Consider the following 13,390-nt stretch of genomic DNA (forward strand, 5'->3'; position numbering starts at 1 on the left):
AGTGCCGCGCGGCGGCTGGGAATGAAACGGGGCCTCCTCCGCGCGGTGCGGCAGGAGGCCCCAGGTGTTTCAGCGCGTGCGTCCGGGGATTACGGACACGGGGTGCCGCAAATCAACTTCCCGGTGAAGGGGTCCTTCCAGCAGGGCGGCTGGCAGTCGTTGGCGACGGCCGTGGCCGGCGTCATGGTGATTCCCAGGCCCAGCACGGCGGCGGCGGCGGTGAGGACGACGGCGATTCGGAGGTGCTTGCGAGCAGTCATGAAGGTCTCTCCAGCGGCGGTGTCCGTACAGCGCGGCGGAGTGTGGAGCCCAGGTCTGACAATCACAATGCGCCGCGTGTCACACGCACTGCGTCTGAGACTGCAAGGGCTTGGGTGGTGCACAACGCGTGTGTGTAAAACAGACGCAGCGGAACTATTGCGTGCGTCCATCTGGGCGAGGTCCGCCGCCTGCCCATTGATAGCCCAACGTCGCGCCCACGCCGATGAATCCCAGGGCGATGAGCCGACGGCCGCTCTTCAAGCGGGCGCTGGGTTTGGACAGCTTCACCAGGGCCTCGTGGACGATGACGCCCAACAGCGTGCCCAGCGCCGCGCCGCCGAGCGCGCCCAGGTAGGCGCGGCCCGGGTGGTGGCTCTTGCCGAAGGCGAGCTCGCCCAGGCCCCACGTCCCGAGCGCCGTCAGGGGCGGGGTCAGCACGAAGCCACCGCCGAAGGCCACGGTCTCCAGCTCCATCCACCGCCCCGGGCTGGGCGCCGCCGGGCGGAAGAAGAGGAGCCGCGAGGGGATGGCGCCCAGGAGCATCCCCGACGCCGTCTGTGCCGCCGTGGCGCCCACGCGCGTGTCTCCGCCCACGCGGCTGGCGCCCCAGACGCCGGCCACGGGAAGCAGCGCGAGCCCGCCGTGCGCCACCCACGCTCTTTTCGGGAGCGGGACGTCCTCCGGTTCGATGTACGTGGGCACGGCCGCTCTCTCCGGTGACGTGCCGGCGGGCGTGTCGAAGTACCTGGAACGAGGCTCGGAAGGGGGTGTGTCGCGCAGCGGTGCGTCCGCGGCGGCCGCGTGACTCCAGGTGGGCCACAGGCAGCCCAGCAGCAGCGTGCACACGAGGGTGTCATGGCGTCGGTGGGAAGGCACGTTGGGCATTGGCGACACGCGGTGTGTCCCGAAGGTGCGCACGCGGGGCGGGGGCTTCCACCCTCCTGTGGAGTTGGGGCCGCCTGGAGGCCATGGGGTGTCTTCCGTGAGACATCGGCAGGTGCGCCACGTGCCATGGGCGCTTAGCTTCCGGCGGTGAAGCTCGCCTGGCTCGTGCCCGTGGTGTTGATTGTCGCCGGGTGTCCCGCTCCCAATCACCGGCATGACCTGCGGCTGCGTGCGTTGCCGGGGAGCAGCCCGGAGGCGCGCTCGCTCGCGTTCTTTCAGTCCCTGGGCGTGGCGCTGGTGCCGGGCCACCGCGTGGAGTTGGTGGAGAACGGCTTCATCTTCGACGCCATCGAGGAGGAGATCCTCGCCGCGCACTCCAGCATCCACATCACCAGCTACATCTGGCGGCCCGGGGAGCCGTCGGACCGGCTGGTGCGGGCGTTGGCGGCGCGGCGGCCCGGGGTGGCGTGTCGCGTGCTCGTGGACCCGCTGGGCAGCGTCAACTTCGAGGCGGTGATTCCCGCGCTGGCGGCCAGCGGCTGTGACGCGCGCTACTTCCGGCCCATCCAAGGGGACTTCGCGGCCCTGGATGCGGTCCGCCTCCGGGCGCGGAGCCACCGGAAGCTGGTGGTACGGGATGGCGAGGTGGGCATCACCGGCGGCTGGGGCATCTGGAAGAGCTGGATGGGGAATGCGCAGAGCGAGGAGTACTGGCGCGACATGAACATCCGCGTGGAGGGCCCGGCCGTGAAGGAGATGCAGGTCGCCTTCGCGCAGAACTGGCAGGAGGCCGGTGGAGACTTCCTGCCGGCCACGGACTTCCCGGAGCCGCGCTACGCGGGGGACGCGCGCGCGGGCTTCGTGGCCAGCACGGACAACCGCTTCCTGTCGGACGCGCGGCGCATGACGCTGCTCACCATCGCGGCGGCGGAGGAGCGGCTGTGGATTGCGAACTCGTACTTCATCCCCTCCGACGCCATCAGCGACATGCTCCTGGAGAAGGTGAAGCAGGGCGTGGACGTGCGGGTGATTGTGCCCGGGCGGCACCACGACGTCGCCCCGGTGCACGCGGCGCAGCGGGCGTCCTACGCGCGCTTGTTGGAAGGCGGCGTGCGCATCTGGGAGTACGAGCTGTCCATGATGCACTCCAAGACGATGCTCGTGGATGATTCGCTCTCCGTCGTGGGCTCCACCAACCTGGACCCATTGGCGTTGACGACGTTGGAGGAGTGCTCGGTCGTGGTGGAGGATGCGGCGCTGGCGGCGCAGCTCGCCGCGTCTTTCGAGAAAGATTTACGCCACTCGCGGGAGATTCACTGGAGCGGGTGGAAGCAGCGCGGGCTCTTGCAGAAGCTGGGCGAGCGGCTGCCGTGGTTCATCGGCAACTATCTCTGACCCGCGCGTGGTGACGCCGTCCCAGTGTCGGCCTGCACGCAGGCATGAGCGGGGCTGACAGGGGCGAAATCGCGCGGGCGCGCGGCCAGTCGTAGAGTCGGGCCATGGACACCCGGCATGTCGTGGAGCGGGCCCTCGTTCGCGAGGCACGGCCCGAGGATGACGCGGTGGTGGGGGAGCTGTTGGTGGAGGCCTTCCTCACCCAGTACGCGAAGAAGCTCCCGGACGTCGTCTATGGCGACGAGCGCAAGCGCGCGCTGCGGGACGTCGCGTCCCGGCGCGAGGTGGCCACCGTGCTGGTGGCCGAGGTGGACGGGCGGGTGGTGGGCACCGTCGCGCTCTTCAAGCCGGGCGCGCCGGGCTCCGAGGCCTGGCTGCCCAACGCCGCCGACCTGCGCGGCCTGGCCACCGCCGTGAGTCACCACGGCACCGGGCTGGCCCGGCCCCTCATGGACGCCGCCGAGGCCCTGGCCCGCCAGTGGGACGTGGACGCCGTGTGCCTCCACGTCCGAAGGGGCGCGGAGGGCGTGGGGCGCATGTACCTGCGGCGCGGCTATGTGCGCGAACCCGTGGGGGACATGGACCTGCCCACGGTGTTCCTCGAAGGCTACGTGCTGCGCTTCAAGCAGGACTGACGTCAGCCGCGCAGCGGCAGGGTGAAGGCGAGCTGGAAGCGCGTGCCCGCGTGCTCCGGGCGGACGGTGGCGGTGACGTGCACGCCGCGGCCGTTGTCCGTGGCCACCAGCTGGCCGCGCAGCTGCCCGTTCTCCGTGGCGCCCCGGAAGAGGAACACCTCCGCGGCCTGCGAGAAGATGGCGTCCACGTCGTCGCCGCCCGTGCCCGCGGGGAGCTGGTCCCGCACCCAGGTGGCGAAGCGCACGATGCGCCCGGTGAGCAGCTGCGCGGGCAGCGGCACCGCGTAGCCCCCGCCGAACACCATGGGCGCGGCGGACAGCAGCACCGCGTCCGCGTTGCGCCCGCTGCCCAGGCCCAGGATGCCGCGCTCCTCCAGCCGCGCCTGCGCCCGGATGGGGAGGAAGTGCTCAGTGGGGATGCCGAGCCCGGTGTCGCGGCCGGTGGGCAGCTCCCACAGGGCCGGCGCCTTCAGGCCGCCCTGCTGGCCCATGATGCGCGCGAAGGCGCTGGTGTCCCGGTAGCTGGCCGCCAGCATCGCCGCCACCGCCAGCGCGGGGCTGGTGAAGCTCACGCGCCGGGCCGCGCCGCGACCCTCGCTGGCCACCACCACGCGGTTGATGACGGCGCACAGCCAGCGCGCGGACTCGTCCTGGCGCAGCGCCGTCCAGGCCTCGGAGACCTGTTCGCGCTCCTCCTCCAGCGCCACGGCCAGCTCCGCCTGCGCCACGCCCAGCAGCGGCGCGGACACGGCGGCCACCACCGGGAGCTGCGCGCGCTCGCCCAGCGCCGCGAGCCTGCCCAGGAGGGCGACGTCGTCGGTGGCATCCGCGAGGAAGACGGCGTCGGGGCGCTCGAAGGGCTCGGCGTCCAGCGCGCCCTGCACGGCGTCCAGCAGCCCGGCGCGCGCCACGTCCAGCACCTCCACGGTGATGCCCGAGGACGCGGGCACCTGGTCCAGCAGCCACTTGAGGCCGCGCCACGCGGACTCCAGGGGGGCCACGGGCTCGGCGCCGAGCAGGTCCTTCGCCGTGAGGAGCAGCGCTTCTTCCACCAAATCTCGGGCCGTCTGCCGGGTGGCGGCCTCCGGCGTGACGACGGGCGCGGGCGTGGCGGGCGCGCGCGGATTGAGGGCGCGCAGGAAGGCATCCACCGCGCGGGACGCGGCGGCGGGCGTGCCCGCGTCGGCGCGACTGAGGAGCGTCTCCACCAGGTCCTCGTTGGATTCGGTGGGCTCGGCCGGAGCGGTGGGGGCGGGCGGCGGAGCGGAGACGGCGCGCAGGGCCTCGGCCACCGCGTCCGGCAGGCGGCCCGGCCCGGTGACGGTGGCCACGCGCGTGGCGGCCTCCTCCGGCGTCAGCGTGCGCAGCGGGTCGGAGGTGGCCAGCGATTCGTGCAGGTGCTGCAGCGCGCGCAGCTCCGGGACGCGGGTGATGACGTCCGCGAAGCTGAAGGCGCGCAGCCGGTCGAAGGACAGCTCGACGGTGCGCGTGTCACCTGCTCCCAGCCGGTCGGCCACGGTGACGCGGAGCCCGCTGGCGGCGCGCGTGAGCTCATCGCCGAAGGTGTTCACCGTGAGAGGGAAGCGCCGGCCCGAGGGGGACGGGGAGAAGGCACCCACCACCAGCCAGCGCACGCGCGCGCTCTCGGCACTGCTTCCGTTCTGGCTCATGTCCCGCATCCCCTCCACGACGAGAAGGCCGCTACGTTAGCGCGCCAGGTGGGAGCGTGGACTGATGACTGCGACCACCGCCCCATGACGGCAGTCACCAGGGTGCAGGGCTCCACGAGGAGCCGGCGCTACATGGGCTCAAGTAAAATCAGTGACTTGGCGGAGGGGCGGGGATGCCCGGTGGTTGGCACACCTGCTGCTACTGGTGCGTGGGTCGCCTACAGAAGCCCTCCAACCCCACCCCGAAGGAACTTCCCCATGCGCCTCTCTCCGCTCAGCGGCTCCGCCTCTTCCGCCACCCGCTCCCCGGCCCAGGATGTCTCCGGCTCCCTACCTACCGCGTCGCTGTCGGGGGCCTCGGCCCAGAAGCCGGCGCTGGGGCGGCTTGGAATGCAGCAGGATGGCTTCGACATGGGCGGCGGCAAGGCCCAGTCCCTGGGCAAGCTGCTGGAGGGGGCCATGGCCATCATCAGCACGCTCACCCAGCTCCAGCAGGCCATGCAGGGCGGCGCGGCCGGTGGCGCGCAGGGCGCCGCGTGCGGCCAGGGCGGCGCGGGCGCGTCGGGGGCCTCCCCGTCGCAGTGCTTCTCGGACAGCTCGTTCTCTCCCGCGTCGGCCTGCGGCAACCGTCCTCCCGTGGAGCTGAACCCCGCCGCCCAGGGCCCGTCTCCGTTCATGAGTGATCCGGTAGATGGCCTCACGTCGGCGCCGCCGGCGGGTGGCTCCGCGCCCGCGCCGGCGGGTGGCCCCGCGCCGGCGGGTGGCTCCGCGCCCGCGCCGATGGGTGCCGCGCCGGTGGGTGGCCCCTCGCCCGCGCCGGTGGGTGGCCCCGCTCCGGTGGGTGGAAGCGGTGCGGCGCCCTCAGCACCGTCAGTGGGCGCGAGCAAGGGCGCTGGCGGCGCGAGCCTGGGGGGCAACCTGCCTCCCGCGCTGGAGAAGCTGCGCCCGGCGCTCGAGTCCGCGGCGGCCAAGACGGGCGTGCCAGTGGAGATGCTGGCCGCGCAGGTGTGGGCCGAGTCCCGCGGTGACGTGGCCGCTACGTCCACCAACGGTGGCAACGGCCTGACGGACACCGGGCTGATGCAGGTGAACCCCAACACCTTCAAGGAGCTGCAGAGCAAGCACCCCGAGCTGCAGGGCAAGAGCCTCTCCGACCCGGAGACGAACATCCTCGCGGGTGCCTGCTACATGAAGGACATGAAGGAGCAGTTCGGGAGCTGGGACCTGGCCCTGCGCGCGTACAACTCTGGTCCGAACGGCGTGGACAAGAGCAACCCGCACGCGATTCCCGCGGGCACGGGTGACGCCAGCTACGTGCAGAAGGTGAATCAGTTCGCCAGCACCCTGGCGTCGGGCCAGGGCGCGCTGCCGGCGTAGCGGACGCCGGCAGCGGAGGACGCCGGCAAGAAGCTCAGGAGGACTCGCGGCCGAAGCTGCCGCGAGCCCGAGAGCCGCCGCCGTCGGTGTTGCCCAGCGCGTCGGTGTGGAGGGCGCTCTTCTCCACCAGCGTTCCCTCGTCCATGGCGGTCTGCGGGTCGCCGACGACGAGCATGCCGCCACCCTGGTGCAGCTCCCACGCGGAGCCCACGGCGTCGGCAATCTGCTGGCCGGACACGGTGTACTTGGAGCCCGTGTTCGTGTCCTTCACCTGGTAGTTGCCCTGGTCGTCCATGCCGTCGACGACGACCCAGTGCGAGCCACCGGCGACCTTGGAGTCCACGCCCGTGGCGAGCCGGTTGGTGTCCAACTGGACGACGGCCTTCTGTCCGCGGGCCAGCGCCTCGTTCACCGACGGCATGTCGAAGTTCGAGGTGCCCTTCTTCACCTCCAGGCCCTCGTGCGCGAACATCTTCGCCAGCTCCTCCGGCGTCGTCCCGCCCCCGTCGGTGAAGCGCGACTCCAGCGAGTCCATCTTCTTCGCCGCCGCCACGGAGTCCTTGCCCGCCGTGGGCGACAGCAGGGTGGCCACCGCGGCGCCGCAGTTGGCGTCCTTGGTCTGCTTGATGACGTCCGAGGTCGCGTCCACGGCCTCGAAGCTGTCGGTGAAGTACTGGGCCACCACGTCGGGGACGGAGGGCGGCTGGGGGGCCTGGGCCTGGACAGGCTCGGACGCGGCGGGCTGCACGCTCTGCTGCGGCCGGGCCTCCGAGAGCCTCGCGATGGTCTGGAAGAGGTTCACTCGCATGGGCGGTCTTCCCTGGGGCTGGGCGGAGCCCACATGGCTCCAATCCGAGGTTATCTCCAAAGTCTGGAGAAAGTTGTTTCCGCGCCGCTCAGAGGCCGCTGCTCGGTTCAATACCGTGCTTTTTCAAGAGCTTGCGGAGGTAGACGCGGTCGATGTCGGCCTCGCGGGAGGCGCGGGAGATGTTGCCCTCGCAGCGCTCCAGGAGGTTGCGGAGGTAGTCGCGCTCGAAGCCCTCCACGAGCCGCTCCTTGGCCTCCTTGAAGGGCAGGTCCAGGTCGGCCGCGCTGGGGCCTCGCTCGCTGTCGGCGGACTCCAGGTCCGGGAGGGCCTCCTCGCCCAGGTTCACCACCTGCTCCACCACGTTGCGCAGCTCGCGCACGTTGCCGGGCCAGGGGTACTGGGTGAGCAGCGCGCGTGTCTGGTCCGACAGGGCGCTGGGCGGACGGCCCGTCTGCTCGAGCATGTTGTCGATGAGCAGGGGGATGTCCTCGGGGCGCTCGCGCAGGGAGGGCATCGTCACGCGGAGCACGGCGAGCCGGTGGAAGAGGTCGCGGCGGAACTTCCCCTGCCGCACGGCGTCCTCCAAATCCCGGTGGGTGGCCGTCACCACGCGCATGTTGACGGTGACGTAGTCGTTGGCGCCCACGCGCTTCACCTGGCGGCGCTCCAGCACGCGCAGCAGGCGGGGCTGGAGCTCCAGCGGCAGCTCGCCGACCTCGTCCAGGAAGACGGTGCCGTTGTGGGCGCGCTCGAAGGCGCCGGCCCGGTCGCTCTGGGCGTTGGTGAAGGCGCCCTTCACGTGGCCGAACAGCTCGGACTCGATGAGCGAGGGAGCCACGCCCGCCAGGTCCACGATGACGAAGGGCCCGCTGGCGCGGCGGCTGGCCTGGTGGATGGCTTCGGCGCACAGGTCCTTGCCGGTGCCCGTCTCGCCCTGGATGAGCACGTCCGCGCCGCCCGGGGACATGCGCTCCAGCAGGGTGAACACCTCGCGCATCCGGCGGCTGTTGCCCACCAGCGCGCCGAAGCGGTCGCGGTTGGAGAGCAGCAGCGTGCGCTTCGCCGTCTCCTCCGGCACCAGCTTCAGCTCGGTGGTGCCCAGGGTGATGACGGTGCCCGGGTGCAGCTCCAGCTCGGTGAAGCGGCGGCCGTCACACGAGGAGCCGTTGCGCGAGCCCAGGTCGGTGGCCACCACGTGCTCGTCATGGACCGTCAGCTTGAGGTGCTCGCGGGAAATCGTCTTGTCGGTGAGGACGATGTCGCACGTGGGGGCCTTGCCCAGCACGTACTCGGGCCTGGTGAGCGCGTGGCTCTGGCCGGACTCGGGGCCGGACAGCACCATGAGCTTCAGACGGAGCCGGCCTTGCCGCGCGCGGCTCAGCGTCAGCGTCGGGTCCAGCGCGGGTTCCTCTTCGTTCGACGGGGCCACGGGAGCGGGACGCTAACACGGCCGGGGCGGCCCGCCACCCGTCGGGTCCGTGGCGGCTTCACCGCCGGGGCCTGCGGGCGGGCGGACGAGCGCGAGCCGGGGCCGGCTCGGGCGGCAGCGTCGACAGCCAGGCGTCCACGTCCGCCACCCGCGCCTCCAGGCCGGCCTCGGTGAAGCGCGCCCGGGCCTGGGCCGCCTCCCCGCGGGCCTCCGGGGGCTGCTGCGTCTGCCACAGGGCGCGCGCCAGGGCGAAGCCGGACTCGGCCAGCACGTCGGGCGGGGCCGACGCGAAGGAGACGGCCTGTCGCAGCGGCGCCACCGACTCGTTCGCCTTGCCCAGCTCCAGCAACGCCTGGCCCACGCCGTCATAGGAGTACTGGAGCCGCTCGTCGTCCGCGGGCAGCGCCGCGCGCTTGATGAAGAGCGCCTCTTCGTAGGCCTTCAGCGCCTCGTCGTAACGCTTCATCGCGTGCAGGCACATGCCCACCTCGTCCAGGGCCTCCGCGTAGAGCACGCTCGTCTCGCCCCGCGTGGCCTTGCGGACCTGGGCCGCCGCCTGGGCGTGCTTCAGGGCCCTGGCGTCCTGCTTCAGCTCGCGCAGCGTCAAGGACAGCATGCCGTGGCGCTGGGCCATGTCCGGGTGCCAGGGGCCCACCGCGGCCTCTGTCAGCACCAGCGCTTCCTCCAGCAGCTCCGCCGCCTTCTCGGGCTGCCCCAGGTCCAGCATCACGCCGCCCAGCAGGAAGGTGGTCCGCGCGCGCTTGGGGTGGCCCAGGGGCAGGGCGCGGGCCTGGAGCGCCTTGGCCTGCTCCAGCAGCGCGCGCGCGTCGTCGAAGCGCTCCTGCGACACCGCGAGGTTGGCCTGGTTCATCCGCACGTCGGCCTCCAGCACGGGCTCGCCGCCCAGGCGCTGGAGGGTGGCGTGGGCCAGCTCGCCCCAGTCCGAGGCCTGGGTGAAGTGCCGCTGGCCGTCCTCCACGTAGAGCAGCTTGTTGAGGATGGCGACCTTCAGCCGGTCCGCCCGTCCCGCCTCGGCGTCGCGCGCGGCGTGGAAGAGCTGCTTCGAGGCCTCGGGGGACTGGCCGTGCTGCTCCTGGAGCCAGCCCAGGTGGAAGCGCAGCTCGGCCGTGAGCGGCAGGTGGCCGGTGGCCAGCACCGGCGCCTCCAGCGCGCGCGCCACCTCCAGGGCCACTGGGTAGCGGCCCGCGTCCACCAGCGCCTTCACGTTCGCGACCTGTCCCTCCAGCTTCTCGATGTCGGCGCGCTTGCCCGCGTCCGAGGGCAGCCGCTGCTGTTCGGCCAGGGACTCCTCGTCCTCGCATTCGTGCAGCGAGGGCAGGGCGTGCACCGCGTCCACCGACTTCTCCACCAGCGCCGCGTCCGCGGTGGACAGGAGCGCCACGGTGGCGCGCACGTCCTTGTGCCGCCGCGCCAGGCACACCGTCCGCCGCGTCAGCAGCTCCTCGGTCTGCACGCCGTGGACGTGGGTGGCCTCGCAGGCCTCGGTGCTCTGCTGCTTCCACGCGCTCGCGTAGCCGTCCAGCACCTGGGAGACCTTGCCCGCCAGCTCCTGCGCGAAGGGCTTGCCGGTGGCCAGGAAGGCCGCCTCCACCTGCTGCTTCGCCGCCGGGCTCCAGACGGCATCCATGCGCGCGCCCGCGGCCGCGCAGACCTGCGACTGCTGGTAGAGGACGCCGCCCACCAGGGCCACGCCCGCGGCCACGGTGCTGGCGCCCGCCACCCAGCGCCGGCGCTTCGTGAGGCGGTGCTCCTGCGACAGGGCGCCCAGCAGCTCCGTCATGGATGCGAAGCGCGTGGCCGGGTCCAGCGACAGGCCCCGCATCATCGCCTGCTTGACCCAGGCGGGGACCTTCACGTCGCGCGGCGGCTCCTGGATGAGGACGGGCGGCGGCTGTGGCTTGGGGGGCTCGCGCTCCAGGGGCGCCGTCGCGTGCAGCGGCTCGGTGGCCTCGACCTCGGGCTGCGCCTGGGGCCTGCGCGAGGACGCATACGCCTCCATCTTCGCGGGCTCGAAGGGCCGCTGACGGTAGAGCGCCCAGTACAGCGCGACGCAGAAGCTGAACTGGTCCGAGCGCGGGTCCAGGTCATCCCCGCGGAACTGCTCCGGGGACATGTAGCTGGGCGTGCCGATGATGAGGCCCGCCTCCGTGAGGGGCGTGTCCAGCATGCGCCGCTCGGAGGGCACGCGGGACTCCGAGTCCTCGGAGAGGTGCTCCTCCACGGGGAGCGTGCCCACCGGTCGCGCCAGGCCGAAGTCGGTGACGAAGACGCGGCCCGCGCGGCTCACCAGCACGTTGGCGGGCTTGAAGTCGCGGTGCACCAGCCCGGCCTCGTGCGCGGCCTGGAGTCCCCGGCCCGCGGAGAGGAAGGCCTCCAGCACCTCGCGCCAGGAGCGCTGCCCCTCCTTCACCCACGAGGCCAGGGTGCCGCCGTCCACCAGCTCCATGGCCAGGAAGACGCGGTCCCCCCACACGTCCACGTCGAAGATGGGGATGACGTTGGGGTGCGACACGCGCGCCATGGCCTGCGCCTCGCGCAGCAGCCGCGCCCGGGCCTCCTCTGAATCCGTGCTGCTGTCCGCGTGCAGCAGCTTGAGCGCCACCTTGCGGTCCAGGTCCGGGTCATAGGCCGCGTACACCACGCCCATACCGCCCTGGCCCAGGCGCTTGAGGAGGAAGTAGCGCCCCACCTGAGGCACGGGGGGCGCGTCCTCGCGCCGCGACCCAGGGCCGGTGCCGAAGGCGTCGTCCTCGCGATTGCCCGTGCCTGCGCGTCCGCTGCCGCTGTCTCTCATGCTCATGGCCGATGCACCCGGCCCGCGACTCTAGCCGCGAATAACCGTGAGGCCCATGTTCCAGGCCGCTTGGATGGTTGCCTATGCACCAGGCCGGTGTCGGCCGCCGCCGACGGGTGGGGCCTGTCCGCTGCGCCCCCTGGATGCTTCAGAGAGCAGGGGGCGTCGTTTGCGCGAACTACACCTGGGTGAAGGCGCCGACTCAGGCCGCGCCGCGAAGGACGTCTAGGGCATTCGCCGGTTTTCTGTCCTCTCCGCAACGGCCTGGAGCCCCGCTGGACCTGCAGTGATGCGGCCTTGCCAGGTTGCAAGATGCCCTTGTTCGGCTGAGTCACTTGCGTTGCGAGTGTCAAGGCCGCAGGGTACATTCACGCTAACACCATGGCCGAAAGTTACTCCCCACCCCTTCAGAAGCTAGGCAGGCGTTTGAGCGCCCGCCGGGAGGAGTCGCGGCTTGATATTGGGACTCTGGCAACGCAGGCGCGGCTCAGCCCTGATGCCATTGAACGTTTCGAGCGAGGTGAGGGAGGCCTTGGCATCGCAGCGCTTGGCCGACTGGCACGTGTCCTGGGCGTAGACTCCGCCGAGTTGGTCCATACCTCAGCGAAGGAGTCTGCCGCCTTCGTTGCCCCGCAGGTGCTGCTCAAGCAGCGAGGCAGCGTGGAACTGGAGAGGGCCGACCTGGATGCCATGGCGGAGGGGCTGAGCCGCGCCCGGGCGTTCGCGGAACTGGGCATGCTTCTTGGGGTGGAGCGGTTGGCAGATTGCTTCACGCCCAAGGTTGCGCCAGAGAGGGAGGCCTACCAAGAGGGTTATCGACAGGCGCGAAAGGCGCGTGAGTTCCTGCCTGAGCGCACAGGACCACTTAAGAGCCTCGCTCGGTTGATTGAAAATCGGTTCAATACTCTGGTCCTGACCCATTCTTTCGGGAACCGGGGCGTACTTGGCGCGAGCTGCCGGACAGGGGATGCCCGGTTGATCGTCGTGAATGCCCAGCTCCAGAGCGAGGCACAGCGGCGATTCGTCCTCGCGCACGAACTGGCTCATCAGTTGCTCGACCTGGGACCTGAAGCTGTCGAGACGGACGTGGGCGAGCTTCAGTCGCGCCGTTTCTGGTTCGAGAATTCCCCGACGGAAAAGCGCGTGAACGCTTTTGCAGCCATGCTGCTGGCACCTGACTTCGCGGTTCATGAGAAGTTCGGCCCTCCATCATCTGGGGCAATAGGCACGGTGGAGGCTCGCAGGCTGGTAAGCGAGGCTAAGCGCCACTTCGGCCTCAGCTATTCAGCCATGACTTGGCACCTCAAGAACCTGCGGTACTTCGACGAGTCCATGGTCGACATTCTGCTGATGACCGCAGAGGTAACCGAGGTGATGGGGTTCGAGGAGGATACCCGGTTTGATGGGCTCCAGCGGAGGGTACTGGAGGCTTTCCAGCGAGAACTCATCTCGAGCGGCAGGGCGCGTGAACTGCTGGGATACTCCATTGAGGACTTGTTGGGCGCTTGATGCTTTACGCGCTTGATGCCGACATCATCATCCCGGTCCAGAAGTCTGGCCAGATGGACGCCTTTAAGTCCGTGGGGCGGTTGCCGGTGTTGGTGACGGACGTCGTATGGGAAGAGGTCATTGGGGGGACGGATGCCCGTCAACGCGAAAACGCTGACCTGTGTGAGGTGCTTCAGGCGATTGCGGGTGGACCCACCGAGCTTCTTCCGGAAACTCCAGAAGCACTCGACTTCGTGCGACTCGACGCGCCGAGATATGGTCCAGGTGAGCGGTCCATGATCGCGTATGCCTTGCACCATCCGGAGGTCACTCTGGTGCTGAACGACAAGCTGGCCATCCACCGTGCCATTGAGGAACTGCGTGGAGAGAGAGTTCTCTCGCTGCACGGGTGGCTTCGCGCCATGGAATCTCACGGGCTGCAGCGTAAGATTGCAGAGGCAGTCTCCGCCGCGTTCTGCAGATCTCATCAGCCGCACCGCCCTCCCCTTTGGTGGTGAGTCCTGCAACGGCGGGAGTCGCCCAGTTCCGTGGCCTTTCAGCATCTCGTGTGGACCGTAGGTTCAGATGGTGGGCAACACTAACGCCTCTCATTTCCAAGTAATTTGT

The 13,390-nt window shown here is 70.6% G+C and carries 11 protein-coding genes; 5 read left to right on the forward strand and 6 right to left on the reverse strand.

The genetic code is table 11. The annotated features are described in order from the left end of the window. Positions 1-89 precede the first annotated feature (89 nt). Both KGD87_RS27160 and KGD87_RS27165 read right to left on the reverse strand, forming a co-directional pair. Complete coding sequence (locus KGD87_RS27160; protein ID WP_284663723.1) at positions 90-260, reverse strand: hypothetical protein; 171 nt, start codon at positions 258-260, stop codon at positions 90-92. A 154-nt stretch (positions 261-414) separates the two neighbouring features. Continuing rightward, complete coding sequence (locus KGD87_RS27165; RefSeq protein WP_284663725.1) at positions 415-1,107, reverse strand: hypothetical protein; 693 nt, start codon at positions 1,105-1,107, stop codon at positions 415-417. 186 nt (positions 1,108-1,293) lie between these two features. On the opposite strand from KGD87_RS27165, the gene KGD87_RS27170 reads away from it, so the two are divergent. Together KGD87_RS27170 and KGD87_RS27175 are read left to right on the forward strand one after the other, a co-directional pair. Continuing rightward, complete coding sequence (locus KGD87_RS27170; protein WP_284663727.1) at positions 1,294-2,541, forward strand: phospholipase D-like domain-containing protein; 1,248 nt, start codon at positions 1,294-1,296, stop codon at positions 2,539-2,541. Positions 2,542-2,645: 104 nt separating this feature from the next. After that, positions 2,646-3,176, forward strand: coding sequence for a GNAT family N-acetyltransferase (locus KGD87_RS27175; RefSeq protein ID WP_284663729.1), 531 nt, complete (start codon positions 2,646-2,648; stop codon positions 3,174-3,176). Between the two features lie 2 nt (positions 3,177-3,178). Here KGD87_RS27175 and KGD87_RS27180 read toward each other — a convergent pair whose 3' ends face one another. Then, a complete protein-coding gene (locus tag KGD87_RS27180; RefSeq protein ID WP_284663730.1) occupies positions 3,179-4,846 on the reverse strand; it encodes a type VI secretion system contractile sheath small subunit in 1,668 nt (555 codons plus the stop codon). A gap of 258 nt (positions 4,847-5,104) precedes the next feature. Here KGD87_RS27180 and KGD87_RS27185 point away from each other — a divergent pair, with 258 nt between their 5' ends. Next, positions 5,105-6,223, forward strand: a complete 1,119-nt coding sequence (locus KGD87_RS27185; RefSeq protein ID WP_284663731.1) for a lytic transglycosylase domain-containing protein — start codon at positions 5,105-5,107, stop codon at positions 6,221-6,223. Between the two features lie 34 nt (positions 6,224-6,257). Here the strand turns inward: KGD87_RS27185 and KGD87_RS27190 are convergent, their stop codons facing one another. From KGD87_RS27190 to KGD87_RS27200, 3 genes are all read right to left on the reverse strand, one after another. Beyond that, positions 6,258-7,031 carry a cysteine peptidase family C39 domain-containing protein gene (locus KGD87_RS27190; protein WP_284663732.1) on the reverse strand — a complete coding sequence of 258 codons (774 nt, stop codon included), beginning with the start codon at positions 7,029-7,031 and terminating at the stop codon, positions 6,258-6,260. An 88-nt stretch (positions 7,032-7,119) separates the two neighbouring features. Beyond that, positions 7,120-8,460 carry a sigma 54-interacting transcriptional regulator gene (locus tag KGD87_RS27195; protein ID WP_284663734.1) on the reverse strand — a complete coding sequence of 447 codons (1,341 nt, stop codon included), beginning with the start codon at positions 8,458-8,460 and terminating at the stop codon, positions 7,120-7,122. 58 nt (positions 8,461-8,518) lie between these two features. Beyond that, positions 8,519-11,281: a serine/threonine-protein kinase gene (locus KGD87_RS27200; RefSeq protein WP_284663735.1), complete on the reverse strand. Its 2,763-nt coding sequence runs from the start codon at positions 11,279-11,281 to the stop codon at positions 8,519-8,521. A 420-nt stretch (positions 11,282-11,701) separates the two neighbouring features. On the opposite strand from KGD87_RS27200, the gene KGD87_RS27205 reads away from it, so the two are divergent. After that, positions 11,702-12,784 carry a helix-turn-helix domain-containing protein gene (locus tag KGD87_RS27205; protein WP_284663737.1) on the forward strand — a complete coding sequence of 361 codons (1,083 nt, stop codon included), beginning with the start codon at positions 11,702-11,704 and terminating at the stop codon, positions 12,782-12,784. Further along, a complete protein-coding gene (locus KGD87_RS27210; protein WP_284663739.1) occupies positions 12,784-13,281 on the forward strand; it encodes a hypothetical protein in 498 nt (165 codons plus the stop codon). Before KGD87_RS27205 ends, KGD87_RS27210 begins: the two co-directional genes overlap by 1 nt. Positions 13,282-13,390 lie beyond the last annotated feature (109 nt).

Origin of the sequence: Myxococcus sp. SDU36 (assembly GCF_030168875.1) — a bacterium.
GTDB lineage: Bacteria > Myxococcota > Myxococcia > Myxococcales > Myxococcaceae > Myxococcus > Myxococcus vastator.